We start from the raw sequence: 23,678 nt of genomic DNA, 5'->3' as shown, positions 1-23,678 counted from the left end.
ACGGAGCAACGCCCGCCGCCGTCCCCGGGCCCCGGCCCCGGGGGCGGCGGCGTCGTCGTGCCCGGGGAACCAGACGCCCTCACCTCGCGTTGACCAGGAAGGGAGGGTCCACTGGACCGAAGACCCTCGGATACAGGACGGGGTTCCCCTGCCGCACCACTTGGAGGGCGTACCGTGCACCGCCGGCACAACGGGCTGAAGACCGCCGTACTCCTCGGCGGGCTGTCCGCACTCATCATCCTCATCGGAAGCTTCTTCGGACGGGGCGGCCTGATCATCGCCGTCGTCGTCGCCCTGGGGACGAACGCGTACGCGTACTGGAACAGCGACAAGCTGGCTCTACGCGCGATGCGGGCCCGGCCCGTCAGCGAATTCGAGGCCCCCGAGCTCTACCGGATGGTGCGCGAGCTCTCCACGTCCGCGCGCCAGCCCATGCCACGGCTCTACATTTCCCCGACCGAGGCCCCCAACGCCTTCGCCACCGGCCGCAACCCGCGCAACGCAGCTGTCTGCTGCACCGAGGGCATCCTGCGGATCCTCGACGAGCGTGAGCTGCGCGGGGTCATCGGCCACGAGCTGAGCCACGTCTACAACCGGGACATCCTGATCTCGTCGGTCGCCGGAGCCCTGGCCTCCGTGATCATGTTCCTGGTGAACTTCGCCTGGCTGATCCCGATCGGCCGGTCCAACGACGACGAGGGTCCGGGCCTCATCGGCATGCTGCTGATCATGATCCTCGGCCCGCTGGCCGCCTCCGTGATCCAGCTCGCCATCAGCCGCTCGCGCGAGTACGAGGCGGACGCCTCCGGGGCCCAGCTCACCGGCGACCCCCTCGCGCTGGCCAGCGCCCTGCGCAAGCTGGACGCCGGCACCAAGCAGCTCCCCCTGCCCCCGGAACCCCGGCTGGAGACGGCGAGCCACATGATGATCGCCAACCCCTTCCGGCCCGGTGAGGGGCTGTCCAAGATGTTCTCGACGCACCCTCCGATGGCCGAGCGCATCGCCCGACTCGAACAGATGGCAGGACGCAGCCAGTGAAAACCATCCTGAACGTCATTTGGCTCGTGCTCAGCGGCGTCTGGCTCTTCCTCGGCTACTGCCTCGCCGGGGTGCTGCTGTGCATCACCATCATCGGCATCCCCTTCGGCATCGCAGCCTTCCGCATCGCCGTCTACGCCCTCTGGCCCTTCGGCTACACCACGGTCGAGCGCCACGACTCGGGCGCCGGCTCCTGCATCGGCAACGTCCTGTGGCTGGTCCTCGCGGGCTGGTGGCTCGCCATCGGCCACATCGTCACCGGCATCGCCCTCTGCATCACGATCATCGGCATCCCGTTCGGCATCGCCAACTTCAAGATGGTCCCCCTCTCCCTGCTCCCGCTGGGCCGCGAAATCGTCCCGACCGACGCGCCCTTCGCCTCCCGCTGAACCTGCTCCACACACCCCCCGGCGGCCTTGGCTCCGGGGGTTATCCACAGGCCTGGCGGACTGTCGGTGGCGTGCCTCACCATGAACACATGAACGAGACAGGGCAGTTGCTCCAGCAAGCCGAACGCCGCTTACGCTCCTGCGCGCGCCGCCCCCGGAAGGTCAGGAGCGACCTCCCCGGCGGTATGGGGACCCGCCGGGCCGTACGCGTGGGCCCCGGCCCCGCCTCGCCCCGACCCCCGCGCCGCCGCCGTCCGCGGGGGCCCGTGCGGGGCAGGGGGACGCTGTGGAGATGAGCCCCTGAATCCGCTTCAGCTCCCGGAAACGGAGCGGCGGCGCACACCGTAGGAGAGCGCGCCCAGCGCCAGTACCGCGGCCCCCGTCACCGTCGAGACGAGGGGCAGCGCGCAGGCGAGCAGTACGCAGCCGGACAGCCCGACCGCTGCCACGGCCCGGCCCTTGACAGCTGAACCGAGAGTCCATGCGGAGGCGTTCGCGATCGCGTAGTAGGCCAGCACTCCGAAGGAGGAGAAGCCGATCGCGCCCCGCAGGTCGACCGTGGCCGCGAGCACCGCCACGACCGCGCCCACGGCCGCCTCGGCCCGGTGCGGGACCTGCCGCCGGGGATGAACGGCCGCCAGCGGCCGCGGCAGATGGCCGTCCCGGGCCATCGCCAGCACGGTCCGCGACACCCCCAGCACCAGGGCCAGCAGGGAGCCCACCGCGGCCAGCGCCGCACCCGCCCGGACCACCGGCGCCAGTCCGGGCCACCCGGCCGCCCGCACCGCGTCCGCCAGCGGGGCCGCCGACCCCGCCAGCACGTCGGCCCCGAGCACCGCCAGCACCGCCACCGTCACGGCCGCGTACACGCCCAGGGCGATCCCCAGCGCGATCGGTACCGCGCGCGGGATCGTGCGCTCCGGATCGCGCACCTCCTCGCCCAGGGTGGTGATCCGCGCGTAGCCCGCGAAGGCGAAGAACAACAGCCCCGCCCCCTGCAGCACCCCGACCGCCCCGGGGTCCGCGCCGCCGAGCCGGCCGTACTCCGCCGCCCCCGACGTCAGGCACGCCACCACCACCGCGGCCAGCACGGCCAGTACCGCCGCCACGATCAGCCGGGCGATCCGGGCGGACTTCTGCACCCCGCCCCAGCCCGCCGCCGTCACCGCCACCACCGCCAGGGCGGCCACGACGTGCTCCCGTCCGGGCCACACGTACGCGCCCACGGTCAGCGCCATCGCCGCGCAGGAGGCCGTCTTGCCCACCACGAAGCCCCAGCCGGCCAGGTACCCCCAGAAAGGGCCGAGCCGCTCGCGCCCGTACACGTACGTCCCGCCGGAGGAGGGGTACCGGGCGGCGAGCCGCGCCGAGGAGTGGGCGTTGCAGTAGGCCACCAGCGCCGCCACCGCCAGAGCGGCGAGGAGGGCGCCGCCCGCCGCCCGCGCCGCCGGGGCCAGGGCCGCGAAGATCCCGGCGCCGACCATCGCACCGAGTCCCACCACGACCGCGTCCGACACGCCCAGGGTGCGTCTCAACTCGTTGTCCACGCGCGGAGGGTAACCGCCCTAGATGACCCCCTCCCGGCCGGGAAGCGGCATCCGCGCGCGCTCCCACCCCTCCAGGGCCGTCAGACAGGCGTGGTCGAGGTGCCGCAGCCCGCTGAGGTCCAGACGCACCGACGCGGCGTGCGGCACCGCCTCCAGGGAGTCCAGCAACTTGGGCAGCTTCAGGAAGCTGGCGTTCCCCACGACCCGCACGCACAGCTCCTCGCCCTCCCAGACCTCCTCGATGTGCACGTGGGAGGTCTCCCAGGCCGCCTTCGCCACGGCGAGCCCCAGCCCGACCAGCACCCCCTCGAACAGGCTGGTCGCCACGATGGCCGCGGCCGTCACCACCAGCACCACCGCCTCCCCCCGGTGGGACCGCCACAGGGCGGCCACCGCGCGCGCCGGCAGCAGCTTCCAGCCCGCGTGCAGCAGCACCCCGGCGAGCGCCGCGAGCGGCACGGCCTCCAGCACCCCGGGGAACACCGCGGCGAACAGCAGCAGCCAGGCGCCGTGCAGGATCCGCGAGGCCCGGGTGCGCGCCCCGGCCTCCACGTTGGCCGAGCTGCGCACGATGACGGCGGTCATCGGCAGCGCCCCGAGCAGCCCGCAGACGGTGTTGCCCACCCCCTGGGCGATCAGCTCCCGGTCGTACTCGGTCCTCGGCCCCTGGTGCATCCGGTCGACGGCCGCGGCGCTGAACAGGGTCTCGGCGGAGGCGATCAGCGCGAGCGCGATCACCGTCCCCACGGCCCCGGCGGAGGCCAGCATCCCGAAGTCGGCCCAGTCGGGCGGCGCCACGGCGTCCAGCACCCCGGTCACCCGCACCCGCTCCACGGGCAGGCGCAGCAGCGCGGCCGCCGCGGTGGCGGCGGCCACCCCGACGAGCGCCCCGGGCACCAGTCGCAGCCGGGGCGGGACCCGCCGCCAGAGGACCAGGACCGCGATGGTCCCGGCGCCGAGCGCCACCGCCGCCCAGTCCGCCCGCGCCCCGAGCTCGTGCATCGCGCCCAGCTTGGCGAGCGTCCGCCCCGGAGCCTCGACCCCGCCCAGGGCGTAGAGCTGCCCCGCGATCAGCACCAGCCCGATCCCGGCGAGCATCCCGTGCACCACGGCCACCGAGATCGCCCGGAACCACCGGCCCAGCCGCAGCGCGCCCATGACGAGCTGGAGCAGCCCGGCGGCCAGCACCAGCACCCCGAGCGCGGGCAGGCCGTAGGCGCTCACGGCCTCGTAGACCAGCACCGTCAGCCCGGCCGCGGGGCCGCTGACCTGCAGCGAGCTGCCCCGGAACCAGCCGGTCACCAAGCCGCCGACCACCCCGGTGACGATCCCCAGCTCGGCCGGGACCCCGGAGGTGACGGCCACCCCCACGCACAGCGGTAGCGCGACCAGCGCCACGACCACGGACGCCCCGAAGTCCGCACGGAAACTGCCGGCCCCAGGCATGCGGGAACCCCCTGTCACGCAGTGGTTGATGATTCACCCAGCGTGGCGGGCGCACCGGCCCGCGCCTAGTGACCACGAGGGGGCCGCGCAGGAGCGTGCGCCGCTCACGCCGGGCACACACCCTGACGAGCGCCGACACGACGAAGGGCACAGCGCGGGCGGCCGCCGAGGAAGGCCTCGGCGATCTGCCCCCGCTGTGCCCCGCGGGTTCCGCTCAGCGGCGCGTCACGGACGCCGGTCAGCGGTAGTTCACGAACTGGATCGCGAAGTCCAGGTCCTTGCCCTTCAGCAGGGCCTGGACGGCCTGGAGGTCGTCGCGGCTCTTGGAGCTGACGCGCAGCTCGTCACCCTGGACCTGGGCCTTGACGCCCTTGGGGCCCTCGTCCCGGATGATCTTCGCGACCTTCTTGGCGTTCTCCTGGGAGATGCCCTCCTCGATCGTCGCGAAGATCTTGTACTCCTTGCCGGACAGCTGCGGCTCGCCGGCGTCCAGCGCCTTCAGCGAGATGCCGCGCTTGACCAGCTTGGTCTCGAACACGTCGAGGACCGCCTTGACGCGCTCCTCGGAGTTCGCCTCCATCAGGATCTTCTCGCCGGACCAGGCGATCGACGCGCCCGTGCCCTTGAAGTCGTAGCGCTGCGAGAGCTCCTTCGCGGACTGGTTGAGGGCGTTGTCGACCTCCTGCCGCTCGACCTTCGAGACGATGTCGAAACTGGAGTCGGCCATGTGCTGTGGCTCCTTGAAGTCGGCTGTGATGTGCCCCGGAGGGCGCGGCCGGACATCCCCGTACCGCTCGGCAAAGCCTAGCCACCGCACCCGCGCGCGGCGCTGATCAATCCGGTGGCGAACCACCCCCGAGCATCGGGTATTGTTTACGTCGTTGCCAAGGAGCGCCGCCGAAAGGCGGAAAGATGGCAGCGGTCTTGGCGGTGTGCCCGAGTGGCCAAAGGGAGCAGACTGTAAATCTGCCGGCTCAGCCTACCCAGGTTCGAACCCTGGCGCCGCCACGCGAGTGGAACCCCCGTTCATCTGCGGAAACGCAGAGGGCGGGGGTTTCTTCGCATACCCGCGCGCCCCGCCCGCCCGCCCCGGCCTACGCCGCCGACGGGTCCGTCACCGTCAGGTGGTAGGTGGTGTCGACCCAGAAGCCCTGGGTGTCGGCCGCCCGGATCTCCAGGACGAACTGACCCGCCGGAAGCGGCGCCAGAGCGCACCACAGACCCCACGCCACCCGGGGTATGCCCAGGCTCAGGAAGGGCTTCGAGGAGAACTCCCGCACGGGCAGGGGAGTGCTGTTCAGCGCCGCGGAGGCCCGGGTCGCCTCCAGACGCCACGGCCCGGTCACGAACGGCACCACCGGGCGCTGGGTGTTCAGGACCGGGAAGAACAGCCGCCGCCCCGCCGGGACGCTGCACCGGCGCACCACCCGGCCGCCGAAGGTGCCCGCCAGGAACCACAGGTCCGACGGCTGGCGCCACCCCGCGTACGCCCCCGTCGTATCGGCCACGGGACTCTCGTCGGCCGGCGCGGACAGGGCCCACTTCCACCACCTCGCGGCGAGCCGGCCACCCTCCGCCGCGCCGATCCGCCAGTCGCCCTCGCCCATGCCCCGCCCCGCCACCTCGCACGACCACCCCCTGCGGCCGATTCCCGGGTGACCCTATCGGGCCACCCGGGCGCACCGATGTGGACGGACGGTCGTTCACGGGGCGTGACATGGACATCGGACACACGGGGGAAAGTCGGCGGCGGCGTACTGGCCGCCCTGCTCGGCGCCGGCATCCCGGCCCTGCTCGGAACGACGCTCCACGGGCACGCGGGGGAGCCCTACCGGGAAACCCGGCTCTCCTTCGGCACCGAACGCCCCGGCGGCCGGGAGCCCGTCACCCGGGACGAGTTCACGCGCTTCCTGGACCGGGAGGTCACCCCCGCCTTCCCCGAAGGCCTGACCCTCCGGTACGGGCAGGGCCGGCGGCGCGGACCGGACGGCGCGACCGTCCGCGAGACCTCGTACGAAGTCGTCCTGCTCTACCCCGAGAAGGAGGCCGACGAGCGCGGCACCCGCGTCGAACGGATCCGCCGGACCTACCGCGAACGCATCGGGCCGTCGTCCGTCGACCGCTCCGACGACAAGGTGGAAGCCGGGTTCTGACGGGCACTCGCAGCGGACCGCGCCCCCGCCCTCAGTTGCCCGCCACGTCCTTCACCGCCACCGACACCGGCGTCGAACCCGACACCAGCTCCAGCGTCAGACCGGCCGTCGCCGGGGTGTCGACCAGCTCCGCCAGCATCGCCGCCACGTCCTCGCGCGGCACCGAGCCCGGGCCGGTGCGCGCCTCCAGCCGGACCAGACCCGTACCGGCGTCGTCCGTCAGCGCACCCGGCCGCAGGATCGTCCACTCCAGCCCCAGCCGGGTACGGAGGTGGTCGTCGGCCTCGCCCTTGGCCCGCAGGTAGAAGTCGAAGACCTCGCCCCCGTCGTGACGGGCGTCGGCGCCCATCGAGGACACCATCAGGAAGCGCCGCACGCGTGCCCGTTCGGCCGCGTCGGCGAACAGCACCGCCGCCGCCCGGTCCACGGTGTCCTTGCGCTCCGCGCCGCTGCCCGGACCGGCCCCGGCCGCGAACACCGCCACGTCCGCGCCCTGCAGGATCCCCGCCACGTGCTCGACCGAAGCCGACTCCAGGTCGCACAGCACCGGTTCGGCACCGGCCGCCCGCAGATCGCCGCCCTGCTCCGGGTCGCGGATGATGCCCGCGACCTCGTACCCGCGCGCGGCGAGCAGGGGCTCCAGCCGCAGCGCGATCTGACCGTGTCCACCCGCGATGACGATGCGCATGTCCCGACCGTACGACGTACCGGGCGCCCACGCCCGCGAACGGCCCGCGGACGCTCAGGGCCCGGCCTCCGTACGGCCCTGCCTGGGCAGGTCCAGAGCCACCGCCACCGCCGAATCGCAGTACTCCCGTACGGCACTCGTCCGGGCTACCACCCGCCCCCGGTGGATCACGATCCTGCTGTACGCGAGGGACAGCACCCCCGCGATCCGTTCCCCGCGCACGGCGAGCAGCTCCGCCGGGAACCCCGCCTCCACCCGCACCTCCGGCAGGCCCATGGCCTCGCGCGCGGCCGCGCTCACCGCCTCGTAGGCCTCCGCGGGGCGCAGCCCGCCCTGGGAGGCGAGCAGGTACGCCGCTTCGAGCGGATCGCCCCGGCCCACCGGGTTCCCGGCGTCCCGCAGCGCCCCGCTGCCGGCGGCGACCCGGACCCCGGCCGCGCGCAGCAGGCGCACGGGGGCGGTGCGCAGCCCGCGGCGCTCCAGGGCGGCGCAGTCCCCCTGGGGCAGGCAGGTCACCCGCACCCCGGCCGCGGCGAGCTGGTCGGCGGCCCGCGCGGCCGCGTCCAGCGGCAGCCTCGACAGCCCGCCGCAGGGGCCGATGGTCACGCCGGGGCGCAGCCCCCCGGCCATCGCCGCGAGGCGGGCGAGACGGCCGGGATCGTCACCGTCGGTGTGCAGGTCGACGGGGCAGCCGTGCTCACCGGCCAGTTCCAGGACGGCTTCGAGGAAGCCCGTGGGGTCCGGGTCCAGGTCGGGGCAGCCCCCGATCACCGAGGCGCCCATCTTGACGGCGTCGCGCAGCATGGCGAGCCCCTCGGCGCCGGCCACCCCGGTCAGCAGCCGGGGGACCGCCACCGTGGTCAGGTCGGTCAGGCCGCGCAGCGAGCGGCGGGCCTGGAGCGCGGCCTCCATGGGGCCCAGGCCGTGCACGTCCCCGATGCGCACGTGGGAGCGGACGGCGGTGGCGCCGTGGCCGAGCTGGAGCAGCGCCGCCTCGGTGGCCCGGCGCTGCACCTCGTCGGGGGTGTACGAGACGGGGCCCTCGGCGTCGGCCGTGAGGGCGGTGTCCCCGTGGGCGTGCGGCTCGGCGGGGGAGGGCAGGAGCAGGTACCCGCTCAGGTCGACCCGGGCCATGGCCGGCGCGGGGAGGCTGCCCGCGGTCCCGACGGCCTGGATCCGGCCCCCGCCGAGCCGTACGTCGACGGTGCGGCCGTCGGTGAGCCGCGCCCCGGCGAGGAGGAGACCGGTCGCCTCGGGGGCGGGGCCGCCGAGGGGGTCACGGGCCGGGTTGCGGGAAGGGCCTTCGGCGGGGTTCCGCGGGGAGTGGGACGGCTGCTGCGGCTGGCTGTCGGACATCGCGCTCCTGCGGGGGCTCGGGCGGTTCCTGTGCCGTGGCCGCAGCCCGCGGCCCAAGATCACGCAGCGTGCTCCGAGCCTAGGGCGCGGGGGTCCCGGGTTCGCGGAGGAGCTCAATAGTCGTACCGGTGTGGTGCCCACGGGCCGAGGGACGGTCCCGGGATGTGACCCCGGGCACATTTGGGGGTGAAAGTGGGTCGGGAGGGGGTGGCGGGTCGGTGGGGAAAGCCCTGGTCCTGCCTTCCGAGCCCAGTCCCCCCAAAGGATTTGGGCGATCGGCGCGCAACCGTGTAATGTCTTCCTCGCTCGCCCCAATAGCTCAGTCGGTAGAGCGTCTCCATGGTAAGGAGAAGGTCTGCGGTTCGATTCCGCATTGGGGCTCTGGTGAGAGAGGTTCCCCACCCTCGGGTGGGGAGCGGATCTCATCAAAGCGGCGTAGCTCAGTCGGTAGAGCAAGCGGCTCATAATCGCTGTGTCACCGGTTCAAGTCCGGTCGCCGCTACACCCAGTAGCCGATTGCGGGGTCGGTCTCCCGATCGGCTACTCTTTTATGCGTTCATCCGTCCCATAGTCCGTCAAGGAGCACTCACGTGGCTGCCACCGACGTCCGCCCGAAGATCACGCTGGCCTGCGTGGAGTGCAAGGAGCGGAACTACATCACCAAGAAGAACCGGCGTAACAACCCGGACCGCATGGAGATGAAGAAGCACTGCCCGCGTTGCAACTCGCACACCGCGCACCGCGAGACCCGCTGATCCTGGCGAAGTCTCCAATATAGGCACCGTCATGAGGTCGTCCCCTTCAATGGGGGCGGCCTTGTGTCGTTTCTGCTCCGGTTTCTTGATCGTCGATCGGTGATCTTCGATCGGTCGTCCGCAGCCTTTCGTGTCCCTTCAACAGGAGGTAGTGAGCCATGGCCCTCGACCAGACCTTCGTGGGGCGGACGTACCCGCCCACCGAGCCGTACGAGGTCGGCCGGGAGAAGATCCGCGAATTCGCGGTAGCGGTGGGTGACGAGAATCCCGTCTACACCGATCCCGAAGCCGCCAAGGCGTTCGGTCACCAGGACGTGATCGCCCCGCCGACCTTTGTGTTCGCCATCACTTTCGCGGCCGCGGGCCAGGTCGTCGAGGACCCGCAGCTCGGGCTGGACTACAGCCGCGTCGTCCACGGCGACCAGAAGTTCGCGTACGTCCGCCCCGTGCGGGCCGGTGACCGTCTCACCGTGACCTCCACGATCGAGGCCGTGAAGTCCCTCGCGGGCAACGACATCATCGACATCCGCGGCGAAGTCCACGACGAGTCCGGCGAGCACGTGGTGACCGCCTGGACCAAGCTCGTGTCCCGCGCCCCCGAGGAGGCCTGAGATGACCGCGCAGATCCAGTACGCAGACGTCGAGGTCGGCACCGAGCTGCCGGCGGCGTCCTTCCCCGTGACGCGCGCCACGCTGGTCCGCTACGCCGGGGCGTCGGGTGACTTCAACCCGATCCACTGGAACGAGAAGTTCGCCAAGGAGGTCGGACTGCCGGACGTGATCGCGCACGGCATGTTCACCATGGCCGAGGCGATCCGTGTGGTGACCGACTGGACGGGCGACCCGGGCGCGGTCGTCGAGTACGGGGTGCGCTTCACCAAGCCGGTGGTCGTCCCGAACGACGACCAGGGCGCCCTGATCGAGGTCACGGCGAAGGTCGCCGCCAAGCTGGACGACAAGCGTGTACGGGTCGACCTGACGGCGATGAGCGCCGGCCAGAAGGTCCTCGGCATGTCCCGCGCGGTGGTCCAGCTGGGCTGAGGGCGGACTGGTCGGGGTCGGGGGTGGGCGGTGCACCCTTGGCCGGGATCAGGGAAGGGCTGGGGGCGTCCCGCCAGTCCACTGTCCTTCCGTGCCGTGCCGGCCTGTCAAGGGCGCTCCTTCGTCGCGTCGCTTCGCGATGGCCTTCGGCCACCCTTGACAGGCCGACCCGTCCCGGAATGCCAAAGACTGTCGGGAAGCCCCCAGGGAAACGGCCGGGAGGAAGAGTGGATGTGCGGGTGTCTCAGGGATGCCCATGCCGTCACGCCTGGGTGGACCCGAGATGCGGCCCCACTTCCATCAGATTCCGGGCCGGGGGCCGCCAGACCACCCCAAACGGCGACCAGATCGACCAACCGCTCCCTCCCGGCTCCTGCGCGTCAGATCGCTACGCGCTTCACTCGGCATGGCGTCTGCCGCCCGCCTGGGGCTGGACATAAGCTGCCAAAGACGAGCAATCGGCTCGCTCGTCGGGCGACTGACGGCATGGCCGGACGATTGGCCCGCCCGAGGGGTGCCTGAGGGGTGCCTGAGGGCCTTGGGTGAGCGCCCAAGGGCTCAAGCAGGCCTTTCCCCTCCCCGGAGACTCTTCCCGGCCCTCCGCAAGTTCTTCCCGGCCCTCCGAAAGCCCTCCCTGGCCCCCCAGAAGTCCTCCCTGGCCCTCCGGAAGTCCTTCCCGGCCCTCCGCAGGTCCTTCCCAGCCCTCCCCAGCCTTCCCCGAGCCTCTTTCTGGCCTTGTCGGGCTCTGAGGACGACAAAGTCGTCCTCAGAGCCCGACAGGCGCCACCCCCACCCCTTCGGGACTCATCCAGCACCCCCAAAAGGGACAAACAACCCGCACCTGCGTGGGGGACTGGGACTCCCGGCCGTGGGCGGCTCATGTCCGACCTCAGACGGCCGCCGGACGCTATGCCGTGCGAAGCGCGTAGCGATCCGATGCGCCTGTCCGGCCCGTTGAACGCTCTGATCGCCGTGTCGGGCGGTCTGGGGCGCCCCGGGCCTGGGGCCGATGAAGTATCGGTCCGGATTTGGAGGACTGGGCGGAGACGGCTCGCACATCTCTGGGACGCCCGCCCCTCCTCCTCTTCCCCCGTGACCGTTCTTTTGGGGGTTTCCCGGCAGTCTTTGGCATTCCGTGGCGGGACGGGCTGTCAAGGGTGGCCGAAGGCCATCGCGAAGCGACGCGACCGAAGGGAGCGCCCTTGACTGCCCGGCCCGACGCGGAAGGACGATGAGACTGACGGGAAACCCCCAAACCCTCCCTGACACGGACCGGGTCAAGTCCCGCCGTCTCCCGACACCGCCCGCCCGCTCCCCCAGCCCACCCCTTGACTAAGTTAGTGAGTGAGCACTAACTTTGAAGCATGGCAAGGATGAGCGCAGAAGAGCGGCGTGAGAGCGTCATCCGGGCGGCGGCTCGGGAGTTTGCTCGTGGGGGGTACTACGGGACCTCCACCGAGGCGATCGCCAAGCAGGTCGGAGTCTCGCAGCCCTACCTCTTCCGGCTCTTCCCGAACAAGCAGGCCATGTTCCTCGCGGCGTCCGCGCGCTGCCTGGAGACCACCCGGGCCGTTTTCGCCCGGGCGGGCGAAGGCCTGGAGGGCGAAGAGGCCCGAGACGCCATGGCGGACGCGTACATGCGGCTGATCGCCGAAGACCCGCACGTGCTCCAGATGCAGCTCCAGATGTACGTGACCGTCTCCGCCGCCGAGGCCGCCGGCGATCACGAGCTCGGGGAGCTCGTGCGGGCGGGCTGGCAGGAGCTGTGGGACACCGTGACGGTGCCGCTCGGTGGTGACGTCAAGGAGACCACCACCTTCATGGCCTACGGAATGCTCATCAACACCCTCACCGCCATGGGTTTCCCGCCCGGGCACCGCATCTGGGAGGGGCTCGACCCCTCGGGGGGCAGTCAGGGCGGCCGCGGCAGCCAGGGCAACCAGGGCGACGGCGAGGCCGAGGTGAAGCCGGTGGACGGGATCACCTCGGCGCCGCAGTAGTCCACCTGCACCACCTGCACTACCCCCACCACCTGCACCACCCGCCGCACCCCCACGCCCGCAGGTGCACCCGCACCACCCGCACCCGCACCACCCCAAGCCCACCCGCACCACCCCAAGCCCCGCCCCGCCTTCTGGCCTTCAAAGTTAGTCAGCAATAACTAACAACCTTCAGGGGGAACCGTGAACCAGCAAGACCGGCTCAGCAGGCCCGCGGTGTGGGCCCTCGTGCTCACGGGGGCCGCCAGTTTCATGGCCGCGCTCGACAACCTCGTCGTCACCACCGCCCTCCCCGCCATCCGCGCCGACCTCGGCGGCAAGCTGGAGGACCTGGAGTGGACGGTGAACGCCTACACCCTCACCTTCGCCGTCCTGCTCATGTTCGGCTCCGCCCTGGGGGACCGCTTCGGGCGCCGCCGGCTCTTCATCGCCGGGCTCGCCGTGTTCACCACCGCCTCCGCCGCGGCCGCCCTCTCGCCCGGGATAGGCCAGCTGATCGCCGCCCGCGCCGTCCAGGGCGTCGGGGCCGCCGTCATGATGCCGCTGTCCCTCACCCTGCTCACCACCGCCGTCCCGGCCACCCGACGCGGTATGGCACTCGGCATCTACGGAGCCGTCAGCGGTCTGGCCGTCGCCAGTGGTCCGCTGATCGGGGGCAGCCTCACCGAGCACATCTCCTGGCAGTGGATCTTCTGGCTCAACGTGCCGATCGGCCTGGCCCTGATCCCGCTCGCCCGCCTGCGCCTCGCCGAGTCCACCGCCCCGAACTCCCGCCTCGACATCCCCGGCACCCTCCTCATCAGCGGCGGGCTCTTCGGGGTCGTCTACGGACTGGTCAACGCCAACGCCCACGGCTGGACCAGCGCCCCCGTCCTCACCGGCCTGATCGCGGGCAGCGCCCTCATCGGGGGCTTCGTCCACCACGGCTTCAACAGCGCGAACCCCATGCTCCCCATGCGGCTCTTCCGTAGCCGGGGCTTCTTCGGGATCAACCTCGCCAGCCTGCTGATGTACCTCGGCATGTTCGGGTCGATCTTCCTGCTCAGCCAGTTCCTCCAGGGCGTCGCCGGATACTCGCCCACCGAGGCCGGCCTGCGCATGCTGCCCTGGACCGGCATGGCGATGATCGTCGCCCCGATCGCGGGCATCCTGTCCGACCGGATCGGCGGCCGCCCCGTCGTCGTCGCCGGGCTGGCCCTCCAGGCGCTGGGCCTCGGCTGGTTCGCGGTGGTCCTCGCCCCGGACGTCTCCTACGTCACCCAGCTCCCCGCCCTGATCCTCAGCGGAATCGGCATGTCCCTGTACTTCGCCCCGGCGAACAACGTGCTGATGTCCACCGTCGCCCCCGCCGACCAGGGCAAGGCCTCCGGTACCAACAACGCCCTCCGGGAGGTCGGCGGAGCCCTCGGCGTGGCCGTCCTGGCCTCGGTGTTCTCCGCCCGGGGCGGCTACGAGACCCCGCAGGCCTTCACCGACGGGACCGTCCCCGCCCTGTGGATCGGCGCCGCCGCGGTCGCCCTGGCCGCAGCCCTCGCCCTGCTCCTGCCCCGCCGCACCACCACCCCGCCCACCCCGGCGGCCCCGCCCACCCCCACCGAGACCCCCGCCAAGATCCCCACCACCCGCTGACCCCGGACGCGAACCGAAGGAGCAGCCGTCATGCCCGACATCCCCTGGTCCACGCCCCACGAGCCCGCCCCCGGCGCCGAGGTCTACGTCATGGCCTCCCGCTTCGAGACCGAGACCCTCACCGGGGCGCTCAGGTTCTTCCTCAAGGCCCCCGGCATCATCCGCCAGATCCGCAAGGCCCCCGGCGCCCACGGCGTCGCCCTCCGCGCCCGGGTGACCCGCCGCACCTTCCTGACCCTCTCCGCCTGGGAGGACCGGGACGCCCTCCACCGCTTCGCCCGCAGCGAGCCCCACCGCTCCAGCTCGCGCGCCGCCGCCGCCTTCATGAAGGAGTCCGCCTTCACCTACTGGACCGTGCCCGCCTCGGAGCTGCCCCTCGGCTGGGCCGAGGCCGAGCGCCGTCTGGCGGAGCGGAAGCAGGCCTACTGAGTGCCCCGCCGGGATGCGAGGGGGACGGACCGTACTCTTGTCCACGTGCAGGAACTCCACGACGCCCCCCTCGCCCCGCTGACCACCTTCCGCCTCGGCGGCCCGGCGGCCAGGCTGGTCACCGCGACCACCGACGCCGAGGTCGTCGACGCCGTACGCGCCGCCGACGCGAGCGGCACCCCCCTCCTGATCATCGGAGGCGGCAGCAACCTGGTCATCGGCGACCGGGGCTTCGCCGGAACCGCCCTGCGCATCGCGACCACGGGCTTCACCCTCGACGGCACCACCCTGGAACTCGCCGCCGGCGAGAACTGGAGCGACGCCGTCGCCCGCACCGTGGAAGCCGGCCTCGCGGGCATCGAATGCCTCGCCGGAATCCCCGGCTCGGCCGGAGCCACCCCGATCCAGAACGTCGGGGCGTACGGCCAGGAAGTCTGCGACACCATCACCGAGGTCGTCGCCTACGACCGCGCCACCGACGCGACGGTCACCCTCTCCGCCGCCGAGTGCGCGTTCCGCTACCGCAACAGCACCTTCAAGGACCAGCCCGACCGCTACGTCGTCCTGCGCGTCCGCTTCGCCCTGGAGGACGCGGGCGGCCTGTCCGCGCCGATCAAGTACCCCGAGACCGCCCGCGCCCTCGGCGTCGGGGCCGGAGACCGGGTCCCGGCCGCCCTCGCCCGCGAGACCGTCCTGCGCCTGCGCGCCGGCAAGGGCATGGTCCTCGACCCCGCCGACCACGACACCTGGTCCGCCGGCTCCTTCTTCCACAACCCGATCCTGACCGACGAGGCCTACGCCGCCTTCCTCGCCCGCGTCCAGGACCGCCTCGGCCCCGACACCGCCCCGCCCGCCTACCCGGCCGGCGAGGGCCGTACGAAGACCAGCGCGGCCTGGCTGATCGACAAGGCCGGGTTCACCAAGGGCTACGGCACCGGCCCCGCCCGCATCTCCACCAAGCACACCCTCGCCCTCACCAACCGGGGCGCGGCCACCACCGAAGACCTCCTCACCCTGGCCCGCGAGGTCGTCGCCGGAGTCCACGCGGCGTTCGGCGTCACCCTCGTCAACGAGCCGGTGACGGTCGGCGTCCAGATCTGACATGCACTGCCCCCTGCACGGGGCCGGTACGGACCCCACCCGCCTGGTGGGCCGCGAGATCAGCCGGGTCGTCGCCTCCTGGCACATCTGCGAGGGCGAGCGCTCCGAGGCGCCGCTCGACGTCTGGCTGATCGACAGCGACGGCGAGTCCACGCGGATCACCACCGGCTCGGACCGGTGCCTCATCGTGGAGTCCGCCGTCCCCCACGAGCCCTACGACATGGGGGAGTGGGGCCGCATCGAGGTCGGCGAGGACCTCGGCGACCACCCCTTCCTGCGCCACCTCGGCCAGACCGTCGCGTCGGTCGCCGAGTTCGCGGTGCCCGAGCAGGGCCGCACCCACCTGGAAATAGTGTTCACGGACGGCCACCGGGTGCGGGCCGACTGCTACGAGGGGGACCTGCGGCTCACCCGTTGAGCCAGTGGTCGATCCCGTCGAGCAGCTTGGCCTTCACCTCGTCGGGCGCGGCCGAACCGCGCACCGACTGCCGCGCCAGCTCGGCGAGCTCCGCGTCCGTGAAGGCGTGGTGGCGGCGGGCGATCTCGTACTGGGCCGCGAGCCGGGAGCCGAACAGCAGCGGGTCGTCCGCGCCCAGCGCCATGGGCACCCCGGCTTCGAAGAGGGTGCGCAGCGGCACGTCCTCGGGCCGCTCGTAGACGCCGAGCGCCACGTTGGAGGCCGGACAGACCTCGCAGGTGATCTGCCGGTCGGCGAGCCGCTTGAGCAGCCGGGGGTCCTCGGCCGCCCGTACGCCGTGCCCGATGCGGGCCGCGTGCAGGTCGTCGAGGCAGTCGCGGACGGAGGCGGGCCCGGTGAGCTCGCCGCCGTGCGGGGCCGCGAGCAGACCGCCCTCACGGGCGATGGCGAAGGCGCGGTCGAAGTCCCGGGCCATGCCGCGGCGTTCGTCGTTGGAGAGCCCGAAGCCGACGATGCCGCGGTCGGCGTAGCGGACGGCGAGGCGGGCGAGGGTGCGGGCGTCCAGGGGGTGCTTCATGCGGTTGGCGGCGATGAGGACCCGCATGCCCAGGCCCGTCTCGCGGGAGGCCGCGTCGACGGCGTCGAGGATGATCTCCACGGCCGGGATCATGCCGCCGAGCAGCGGGGCGTAGGAGGTGGGATCCACCTGGATCTCCAGCCAGCCGCTGCCGTCCCGGACGTCCTCCTCCGCGGCCTCGCGGACCAGGCGGCGGATGTCGTCGGGCTCGCGCAGGCAGGAGCGGGCGGCGTCGTAGAGGCGCTGGAAACGGAACCAGCCGCGCTCGTCCGTGGCCCGGAGCTTGGGCGGCTCCCCGGCGGTCAGGGCGTCCGGCAGCCGGACGCCGTACTTGTCGGCCAGCTCCAGCAGGGTCGACGGGCGCATCGAGCCGGTGAAGTGCAGGTGCAGGTGGGCCTTCGGCAGAAGCGTGAGATCGCGTACGTGCTCCATCTGGTGATCCTGCCGCATCGCTCACCCGATTGGCAGCGGATTACCTGAACGGGACATTGCCCGAACACGAATCTGACACCCCGGACCCCGGACCCCGGGCCTCGAAACGCCGGAGCGGCGTCACCCCCGGGGTGACGCCGCTCCGTACTCGCGGAACCGCCGGAGGCCTAGGCCTTGGCCTCCGCCAGGAGCTTCTGGATGCGGGAGACGCCCTCGACCAGGTCCTCGTCGCCCAGGGCGTAGGACAGGCGCAGGTAGCCGGGGGTGCCGAAGGCCTCGCCCGGGACGACCGCGACCTCGACCTCATCCAGGATCAGCGCGGCGAGCTCGACGGAGCTCTGCGGGCGCTTGCCGCGGATCTCCTTGCCGATGAGCTCCTTGACCGACGGGTACGCGTAGAACGCGCCCTCGGGGGTCGGGCAGAAGACGCCGTCGATCTCGTTCAGCATCTTCACCATGGTCTGGCGGCGGCGATCGAAGGCCTTGCGCATCTCCGCGACCGCGTCCAGGTTGCCCGAGACGGCGGCCAGCGCGGCGACCTGGGCCACGTTGGAGACGTTGGAGGTGGCGTGCGACTGCAGGTTGGTCGCGGCCTTGATGACGTCCTGCGGGGCGATGACCCAGCCCACGCGCCAGCCCGTCATCGCGTACGTCTTGGCGACGCCGTTGACGATGATGCACTTGTCGCGCAGCGCCGGGACCAGGACCGGCAGCGAGGTGAACTTCGCGTCGCCGTAGACCAGGTGCTCGTAGATCTCGTCCGTCAGCACCCACAGGCCGTGCTCGGCCGCCCACTCGCCGATCGCCTTCGCGTCGGCCTCGGAGTACACCGAGCCCGTGGGGTTGGACGGGGAGACGAACAGGACGACCTTGGTGCGCTCGGTGCGCGCGGCCTCCAGCTGCTCGACCGAGACCCGGTAGCCGGTGGTCTCGTCGGCGACGACCTCGACCGGGACGCCGCCGGCGAGGCGGATCGACTCCGGGTAGGTGGTCCAGTACGGGGCCGGGACGATGACCTCGTCGCCCGGGTCGAGGATGGCCGCGAAGGCCTCGTAGATGGCCTGCTTGCCGCCGTTGGTCACCAGGACCTGGGAGGCGTCCACCTCGTAGCCCGAGTCGCGCAGCGTCTTGGCGGCGATCGCGGCCTTCAGCTCGGGCAGACCGCCGGCCGGCGTGTAGCGGTGGTACTTCGGGTTGCGGCAGGCCTCGACCGCGGCCTCGACGATGTAGTCCGGGGTCGGGAAGTCGGGCTCGCCCGCACCGAAGCCGATCACCGGGCGCCCGGCGGCCTTGAGGGCCTTGGCCTTGGCGTCGACGGCGAGGGTGGCGGACTCGGAAATGGCGCCGATACGGGCGGACACCCGGCGCTCGGAGGAAGGCGTTGCAGAGGTCATGCGGCCAATCGTCCCAGACGCCTCCGAGCCGCCGCACACCGTTTCAAACACCGGACGGAGCAGGTCCGGATGTCTTCTGTTCGACGTCAGGGCCCGGACCACGTACACTCACCTGTCGTTGGTCCTCAACAGCCGCCCCAGAGCGTGAACACTCCGTGCACTCGCTCGGATGCGGTAGGTTGGGGAGCGCAAAGGGTCGTAGCTCAATTGGTAGAGCACTGGTCTCCAAAACCAGCGGTTGGGGGTTCGAGTCCCTCCGGCCCTGCTTCACACTCCTCTCGGACGTGTGCGCAGGTACGTACTTCGATGCAACGCCGTGCGGCGCAACCGGGCGCGGCTACGGCCACGACCCGGATTCAGGTGAGAGACGTGACGGACGCCCTGGGCTCCATCGACATGCCTGACGCCGAGGACGACACCCGCGAGAAGAAGGCCCGCAAGGGCGGCAAGCGCGGCAAGAAGGGCCCTCTCGGCCGTCTCGCGCTTTTCTACCGCCAGATCGTCGCGGAACTCCGCAAGGTCGTATGGCCCACCCGTAACCAGCTCTCGACGTACACCACTGTGGTGATTGTCTTCGTCGTCATCATGATCGGTCTGGTGACCGTGATTGACTATGGGTTCCAGGAAGCCATCAAGTTCGTCTTCGGCTGATCCCCGCGGAGGGCGGCGCCTGATGGGTGCCGCCCGTTTTCGCATGTTCCACCACCTTTTGTATCCAGGAAGAAGCAGCCACCGTGTCTGACCCGAACCTGAACGTGAGCCACGACTCCGTCGAGTCCGTCGAGGACGAGCTCGACATCGTCGAGGCGGCAGACGCTGTGGACCCGGACGAGGCCGAGCTCGCCGACGCCGAGGCCGGCATCGCCGCCGAGGAAGCCGCGCTGCACGTCGAGGACGAGGTCGACGCCGAGGCCGAAGACGACGCCGAGGCCGATGAGGCCGACGACGTCGAGGACGCCGACGAGGACGAGGGCGACGCCCAGGCCGAGGCCGACGAGGAGGCCGAAGAGGCCGCCGAGGTCGAGCCCGCCGAGCCGGTCGACCCCATCCAGGCCCTCCGCGACGAGCTGCGCCTGCTCCCCGGCGAGTGGTACGTCATCCACACCTACGCGGGCTACGAGAAGCGCGTGAAGGCGAACCTGGAGCAGCGTGCCGTCTCGCTGAACGTCGAGGAGTTCATCTACCAGGCCGAGGTGCCCGAGGAAGAGATCGTCCAGATCAAGAACGGCGAGCGCAAGAACGTCCGGCAGAACAAGCTGCCCGGTTACGTTCTCGTCCGCATGGATCTGACGAACGAGTCCTGGGGCGTCGTCCGCAACACCCCGGGTGTCACCGGCTTCGTCGGCAACGCCTACGACCCGTACCCGCTGACCCTCGACGAGATCGTCAAGATGCTCGCCCCCGAGGCGCAGGAGAAGGCCGCCAAGCAGGCGGCCGAGGAGGCCGGTCTGCCGGCCCCCGCCGTCAAGCGCACCATCGAGGTCCTCGACTTCGAGGTCGGCGACTCGGTCACCGTCACCGACGGCCCGTTCGCCACGCTGCAGGCGACGATCAACGAGATCAACCCGGACTCGAAGAAGGTCAAGGGCCTCGTCGAGATCTTCGGCCGCGAGACCCCGGTCGAGCTGAGCTTCGACCAGATCCAGAAGAACTGATCCAGATCTTCTGAGCGACGCTTCCGAAACAGGTCAGACCAGCCCGAGAAGGGCGGTCTGACCTGCTCGGTTTTTAGCCCCGCGCCTATACCCGCTATCGTGGTGCGGTATGCCTCCATCCGGATGACCGGTTGGCGGCTGAAAACTCTCACTAGGACCCGGAGAGAGCAATGCCTCCCAAGAAGAAGAAGATCACGGGGCTTATCAAGCTCCAGATCAAGGCCGGTGCGGCCAACCCGGCTCCGCCGGTCGGCCCCGCGCTCGGTCAGCACGGCGTCAACATCATGGAGTTCTGCAAGGCCTACAACGCCGCGACCGAGTCGCAGCGTGGCATGGTCGTGCCGGTGGAGATCACGGTCTACGAGGACCGTTCCTTCACCTTCATCACCAAGACTCCGCCGGCCGCGCGCCTCATCCTGAAGAGCGCGGGCGTGGAGAAGGGCTCTGGCGAGCCGCACAAGACCAAGGTCGCCAAGCTGACGCGTGACCAGGTCCGCGAGATCGCCACGATCAAGATGCCTGACCTGAACGCCAACGACATCGACGCCGCCGAGAAGATCATCGCCGGCACCGCGCGTTCGATGGGCATCACGGTCGAAGGCTGATTCAGCCACCCCAGCACGACAGTGGTAGGACCAAGCGCTGGTCCGCACCACGACTCCACGCCTGAAGTCACAACACAGGAGCAGAAGTGAAGCGCAGCAAGACTCTCCGCGCTGCGGACGCCAAGGTCGACCGGGAGAAGCTCTACGCCCCGCTCGAGGCCGTCCGTCTCGCCAAGGAGACCTCCGCGACCAAGTTCGACAGCACCGTCGAGGTCGCCTTCCGTCTGGGTGTCGACCCGCGTAAGGCCGACCAGATGGTCCGTGGCACCGTGAACCTCCCGCACGGCACCGGCAAGACCGCCCGGGTCCTGGTCTTCGCGACCGGTGACCGTGCTGCGGCCGCGGAAGCCGCCGGCGCCGACATTGTCGGCGACGACGAGCTGATCAACGAGATCGCGAAGGGCAACCGCCTCAACGAGTTCGACGCCGTTGTGGCCACCCCGGACCTCATGGGCAAGGTCGGCCGCCTCGGCCGCGTGCTCGGTCCCCGTGGCCTCATGCCGAACCCGAAGACCGGCACCGTCACGATGGACGTCGCCAAGGCTGTCACCGAGATCAAGGGTGGCAAGATCGAGTTCCGCGTCGACAAGCACTCGAACCTGCACTTCATCATCGGCAAGGTTTCCTTCTCCGATGAGAAGCTGGTCGAGAACTACGCTGCGGCCCTGGACGAGATCATCCGTCTGAAGCCGTCCGCCGCCAAGGGCCGCTACATCAAGAAGGCCGCCCTCAGCACCACGATGGGCCCCGGCATCCAGCTGGACTCCAACCGCACCCGGAACCTCCTCGTCGAGGAAGACCCGGCCGCTGTCTGATCCGGCACCTGCCTGATCGGACCACCGAGTGGTTGAACGGGCCCTTCGCCCCCTTCCGGGGGCGAAGGGCCCGTTTTCCTGTTTCTGTGCGAATGACGATGGACTCGCCGGACGAGCCGGGCGAGAAGGTGCAGATCCGCCTCGTCGACGGTGCCATGTACATGGGCAGCGGCACCCAGTGGCTCAAGTTCGACCTCAAGGCGCTGGCTCCGGAGCAGGCCAAGGAGCTGGACTCGCTCGGCTCCGCCCAGCAGGGCCAGAACCCGGCCGACACGGCCGACAGCCTGAGCGCTTCCAAGGACCTCAAGAAGGTCGGCGAGGAGACCATCGACTGCCGGTCGAGATCACCGCGCCGCCGGCCGACCAGGTCATGGACCTGGCCGAGGCGATGAAGAACAAGGGCACAGGCGGCGCCTGACCGCGTCCGGCGCACGCCTGATACCGGGCCCCGCCCCCTCCCCGGGGCCGGGGCCCGGTTCCGTTACGGAGACAGGGGGATCCACACATGGGGGAGGACCAGATGAACCGGACTGTCCGGACACGGGCCGTCGCCGTCCTGGCGGGCGCAACGCTGCTCGTGGGCGGCCTCGCGGCCTGTGAGGGCGCTACGAAGACGGACGCGGCCAAGGGGGCCGCCGACGGGGCCGGAGCGGCGCCCGGGGCGCCGACGCGGGGGTCGTCCCCCGTGGAGGCCGTGAAGGCGTCCTGGCTCAAGACGGTCAAGGCGAAGTTCGCCATGGCCGAGATCTCCGCCACGGACCGCGACGGCAAGACCACCACCCAGACCGGGACCAAGGGCTGGTACCCCTCGGCCCACGACCTGACGATCAAGGGACCCGACTCCGAGTCCCGCTCCGTCATGACCGGCGACGTGGTCTACACCCAGCTCAAGACCCCGGTCGACGGCAAGCCCTGGATGAAGCTGGACCTCGCCGCGGGGGGCGCGCCCGCCCCCCGGATGAACGAGGACCCGGCGGAGTACCTCGCCCTGCTCCTGGGCCAGCCCAAGGTCGCCCTGGTCCCGGCGACGGCCACCGACGCCCCCGGGACCCGGCACTACCGGGCCCTCCTCACCGGTGCGGACCTCCAGGCGGCCGACGAGTCGACCAAGGTGATGCCGGAGAAGGACCGCCGGTACCTCCGCGAGTCCGTGAAGCACCTCACGGCGCTGGAGGCGGACGTGTGGATCGGCAAGGACGACTACCCGGCGCGCGTCGTCACGGTGAGCCACGACGACAAGGGCGCCTCCAGCACCAAGGCCACCTTCGACGGCTTCGGCCAGGTAGCGCCGGTCACGGCCCCGCCGGCCGACCAGGTCGCCGACTTCGACGCGGTGCTGCAGGGCGGCTCCTGAGGCGATTTGCCTCGTCCGGTCGCCTTCGCGTACGCTTCCGGAGAAGCCAAAGACCGCTGGTCGTTGCCGTGCTCGAAAGAGGGCGGTGGCCGAAGGATTCGCTGCGAGCGGACGTCCTGCGCAGGTGTTCGAGGAAAGTTCCCGGAATTCATTTCGGTTGAGCCGTGCCCCGTGCGCCATGCGCCGGGGCGTTTTGTTTGTCCAGCCCCTTCTGAGCGGTCCTCATCACCCGGAAGGAGGCCGACGCTCTATGGCAAGGCCCGACAAGGCTGCTGCGGTAGCCGAGCTTGAGGACCAGTTCCGCAGCTCGAACGCCGTTGTGCTGACCGAGTACCGGGGTCTCACCGTCGCGCAGCTCAAGACGCTGCGCCGCGCGCTCGGTGAGAACGCCCAGTACGCCGTGGTGAAGAACACGCTGACCAAGATTGCGGCCAACAACGCCGGGATCACCTCGCTCGACGACCAGTTCACCGGTCCGACGGGCGCCGCCTTCATCACCGGTGACCCGGTGGAGTCGGCGAAGGGTCTTCGTGACTTCGCCAAGGAGAACCCGAATCTCATCATCAAGGGCGGTGTCCTTGACGGTAAGGCGCTGACCGCCGATGAGATCAAGAAGCTTGCGGACCTTGAGTCCCGCGAGGTTCTGCTCAGCAAGCTGGCCGGCGCGTTCAAGGGCAAGCAGTCCCAGGCTGCCTCGCTCTTCCAGGCGCTGCCGTCGAAGTTCGTCCGCACTGCGGAAGCGCTTCGCGTCAAGCTCGCCGAGCAGGGCGGTGCCGAGTAATTCGGCTCGCGCACTGATCTACGCCGCCTAGTGCGTGGGTCGTAGCGGGCCGTTACGCCCGCCTCTCAATACATC

26 protein-coding genes and 4 tRNA genes are annotated in these 23,678 nt (G+C 71.0%); 22 read left to right on the top strand and 8 right to left on the bottom strand.

The window, feature by feature from the left end; genetic code table 11:
• The first annotated feature begins 174 nt into the window (after positions 1–174).
• Positions 175–1,038: a zinc metalloprotease HtpX gene (gene htpX, locus SLAV_RS16020; RefSeq protein WP_030241221.1), complete on the top strand. Its 864-nt coding sequence runs from the start codon at positions 175–177 to the stop codon at positions 1,036–1,038.
• Positions 1,035–1,427, top strand: a complete 393-nt coding sequence (locus SLAV_RS16015; protein WP_030241224.1) for a YccF domain-containing protein — start codon at positions 1,035–1,037, stop codon at positions 1,425–1,427. Before htpX ends, SLAV_RS16015 begins: the two co-directional genes overlap by 4 nt.
• A gap of 311 nt (positions 1,428–1,738) precedes the next feature.
• Here SLAV_RS16015 and SLAV_RS16010 read toward each other — a convergent pair whose 3' ends face one another.
• The 3 genes from SLAV_RS16010 to SLAV_RS16000 form a co-directional block, all read right to left on the bottom strand.
• On the bottom strand, positions 1,739–2,974 hold the full coding sequence (locus SLAV_RS16010) for an APC family permease (RefSeq protein ID WP_030241227.1): 1,236 nt from the start codon (positions 2,972–2,974) through the stop codon (positions 1,739–1,741).
• An 18-nt stretch (positions 2,975–2,992) separates the two neighbouring features.
• Positions 2,993–4,420, bottom strand: coding sequence for a SulP family inorganic anion transporter (locus SLAV_RS16005; RefSeq protein ID WP_030241228.1), 1,428 nt, complete (start codon positions 4,418–4,420; stop codon positions 2,993–2,995).
• Between the two features lie 238 nt (positions 4,421–4,658).
• On the bottom strand, positions 4,659–5,147 hold the full coding sequence (locus SLAV_RS16000) for a YajQ family cyclic di-GMP-binding protein (protein WP_030241231.1): 489 nt from the start codon (positions 5,145–5,147) through the stop codon (positions 4,659–4,661).
• Positions 5,148–5,346: 199 nt separating this feature from the next.
• Here SLAV_RS16000 and SLAV_RS15995 point away from each other — a divergent pair.
• Positions 5,347–5,428 (top strand) — tRNA-Tyr (locus tag SLAV_RS15995).
• Between the two features lie 86 nt (positions 5,429–5,514).
• On the opposite strand, the gene SLAV_RS15990 is transcribed toward SLAV_RS15995, so the two are convergent.
• Complete coding sequence (locus SLAV_RS15990) at positions 5,515–6,027, bottom strand: hypothetical protein (RefSeq protein WP_030241233.1); 513 nt, start codon at positions 6,025–6,027, stop codon at positions 5,515–5,517.
• A 105-nt stretch (positions 6,028–6,132) separates the two neighbouring features.
• Between SLAV_RS15990 and SLAV_RS15985 the strand changes: the two genes are divergently transcribed.
• Positions 6,133–6,573: a DUF3574 domain-containing protein gene (locus SLAV_RS15985; RefSeq protein WP_030241235.1), complete on the top strand. Its 441-nt coding sequence runs from the start codon at positions 6,133–6,135 to the stop codon at positions 6,571–6,573.
• A 31-nt stretch (positions 6,574–6,604) separates the two neighbouring features.
• On the opposite strand, the gene SLAV_RS15980 is transcribed toward SLAV_RS15985, so the two are convergent.
• Positions 6,605–7,261 carry an SDR family oxidoreductase gene (locus SLAV_RS15980; RefSeq protein ID WP_030241238.1) on the bottom strand — a complete coding sequence of 219 codons (657 nt, stop codon included), beginning with the start codon at positions 7,259–7,261 and terminating at the stop codon, positions 6,605–6,607.
• Between the two features lie 54 nt (positions 7,262–7,315).
• Complete coding sequence (locus SLAV_RS15975) at positions 7,316–8,617, bottom strand: amidohydrolase family protein (RefSeq protein WP_030241241.1); 1,302 nt, start codon at positions 8,615–8,617, stop codon at positions 7,316–7,318.
• 308 nt (positions 8,618–8,925) lie between these two features.
• Between SLAV_RS15975 and SLAV_RS15970 the strand changes: the two genes are divergently transcribed.
• The 10 genes from SLAV_RS15970 (at position 8,926) to SLAV_RS15920 (ending at position 15,990) form a co-directional block, all read left to right on the top strand.
• A tRNA-Thr gene (locus SLAV_RS15970) sits at positions 8,926–8,998 on the top strand.
• A 48-nt stretch (positions 8,999–9,046) separates the two neighbouring features.
• Positions 9,047–9,119, top strand: a tRNA-Met gene (locus tag SLAV_RS15965).
• Between the two features lie 88 nt (positions 9,120–9,207).
• A complete protein-coding gene (rpmG, locus tag SLAV_RS15960) occupies positions 9,208–9,372 on the top strand; it encodes a 50S ribosomal protein L33 (protein ID WP_007265873.1) in 165 nt (54 codons plus the stop codon).
• 158 nt (positions 9,373–9,530) lie between these two features.
• Complete coding sequence (locus SLAV_RS15955) at positions 9,531–9,983, top strand: MaoC family dehydratase N-terminal domain-containing protein (RefSeq protein WP_030241242.1); 453 nt, start codon at positions 9,531–9,533, stop codon at positions 9,981–9,983.
• Position 9,984: 1 nt separating this feature from the next.
• Positions 9,985–10,413, top strand: a complete 429-nt coding sequence (locus SLAV_RS15950) for a MaoC family dehydratase (RefSeq protein WP_030241244.1) — start codon at positions 9,985–9,987, stop codon at positions 10,411–10,413.
• A gap of 1,364 nt (positions 10,414–11,777) precedes the next feature.
• Entirely contained in the window at positions 11,778–12,413 is a 636-nt protein-coding gene (locus tag SLAV_RS15940; RefSeq protein WP_078950796.1) for a TetR/AcrR family transcriptional regulator, read from the top strand.
• 183 nt (positions 12,414–12,596) lie between these two features.
• On the top strand, positions 12,597–14,042 hold the full coding sequence (locus tag SLAV_RS15935) for a DHA2 family efflux MFS transporter permease subunit (RefSeq protein WP_244225241.1): 1,446 nt from the start codon (positions 12,597–12,599) through the stop codon (positions 14,040–14,042).
• A 30-nt stretch (positions 14,043–14,072) separates the two neighbouring features.
• Positions 14,073–14,471 carry a DUF3291 domain-containing protein gene (locus SLAV_RS15930; RefSeq protein ID WP_030230556.1) on the top strand — a complete coding sequence of 133 codons (399 nt, stop codon included), beginning with the start codon at positions 14,073–14,075 and terminating at the stop codon, positions 14,469–14,471.
• A 45-nt stretch (positions 14,472–14,516) separates the two neighbouring features.
• The gene (locus SLAV_RS15925) at positions 14,517–15,572 is read left to right on the top strand and encodes a UDP-N-acetylmuramate dehydrogenase (RefSeq protein WP_030230561.1); all 1,056 of its coding nucleotides are present in this window, start codon (positions 14,517–14,519) and stop codon (positions 15,570–15,572) included.
• 1 nt (position 15,573) lies between these two features.
• Positions 15,574–15,990, top strand: a complete 417-nt coding sequence (locus tag SLAV_RS15920) for a hypothetical protein (RefSeq protein ID WP_030230565.1) — start codon at positions 15,574–15,576, stop codon at positions 15,988–15,990.
• Here the strand turns inward: SLAV_RS15920 and SLAV_RS15915 are convergent.
• Both SLAV_RS15915 and SLAV_RS15910 read right to left on the bottom strand, forming a co-directional pair.
• Complete coding sequence (locus SLAV_RS15915; protein WP_030230568.1) at positions 15,980–16,999, bottom strand: adenosine deaminase; 1,020 nt, start codon at positions 16,997–16,999, stop codon at positions 15,980–15,982. The two genes, SLAV_RS15920 and SLAV_RS15915, sit on opposite strands and share 11 nt — an antisense overlap.
• Before the next feature lie 167 nt (positions 17,000–17,166).
• Positions 17,167–18,393 (bottom strand): pyridoxal phosphate-dependent aminotransferase, encoded by a 1,227-nt coding sequence (locus SLAV_RS15910; protein ID WP_030230570.1) that lies wholly within the window; start codon positions 18,391–18,393, stop codon positions 17,167–17,169.
• A gap of 192 nt (positions 18,394–18,585) precedes the next feature.
• On the opposite strand from SLAV_RS15910, the gene SLAV_RS15905 reads away from it, so the two are divergent.
• From SLAV_RS15905 to rplJ, 8 genes are all read left to right on the top strand, one after another.
• Positions 18,586–18,658, top strand: a tRNA-Trp gene (locus SLAV_RS15905).
• Positions 18,659–18,762: 104 nt separating this feature from the next.
• On the top strand, positions 18,763–19,044 hold the full coding sequence (gene secE / locus SLAV_RS15900) for a preprotein translocase subunit SecE (protein ID WP_030230573.1): 282 nt from the start codon (positions 18,763–18,765) through the stop codon (positions 19,042–19,044).
• An 83-nt stretch (positions 19,045–19,127) separates the two neighbouring features.
• A complete protein-coding gene (nusG, locus tag SLAV_RS15895; protein WP_030230576.1) occupies positions 19,128–20,048 on the top strand; it encodes a transcription termination/antitermination protein NusG in 921 nt (306 codons plus the stop codon).
• A 170-nt stretch (positions 20,049–20,218) separates the two neighbouring features.
• Positions 20,219–20,653 carry a 50S ribosomal protein L11 gene (rplK, locus tag SLAV_RS15890; protein ID WP_030230579.1) on the top strand — a complete coding sequence of 145 codons (435 nt, stop codon included), beginning with the start codon at positions 20,219–20,221 and terminating at the stop codon, positions 20,651–20,653.
• A gap of 86 nt (positions 20,654–20,739) precedes the next feature.
• Positions 20,740–21,468: a 50S ribosomal protein L1 gene (gene rplA / locus SLAV_RS15885; RefSeq protein ID WP_030230585.1), complete on the top strand. Its 729-nt coding sequence runs from the start codon at positions 20,740–20,742 to the stop codon at positions 21,466–21,468.
• Between the two features lie 92 nt (positions 21,469–21,560).
• Entirely contained in the window at positions 21,561–21,860 is a 300-nt protein-coding gene (locus SLAV_RS15880; protein WP_158740684.1) for a hypothetical protein, read from the top strand.
• Between the two features lie 128 nt (positions 21,861–21,988).
• Positions 21,989–22,822, top strand: a complete 834-nt coding sequence (locus SLAV_RS15875; RefSeq protein WP_158740686.1) for an SCO4651 family lipoprotein — start codon at positions 21,989–21,991, stop codon at positions 22,820–22,822.
• Positions 22,823–23,072: 250 nt separating this feature from the next.
• Positions 23,073–23,603, top strand: a complete 531-nt coding sequence (gene rplJ, locus SLAV_RS15870) for a 50S ribosomal protein L10 (RefSeq protein WP_030230593.1) — start codon at positions 23,073–23,075, stop codon at positions 23,601–23,603.
• The last annotated feature ends 75 nt before the right edge of the window (positions 23,604–23,678 follow it).

Origin of the sequence: Streptomyces lavendulae subsp. lavendulae (assembly GCF_002803845.1) — a bacterium.
Classification (GTDB): Bacteria; Actinomycetota; Actinomycetes; order Streptomycetales; family Streptomycetaceae; genus Streptomyces; species Streptomyces lavendulae.
This window is presented reverse-complemented; position numbering and strand designations above follow the sequence as displayed.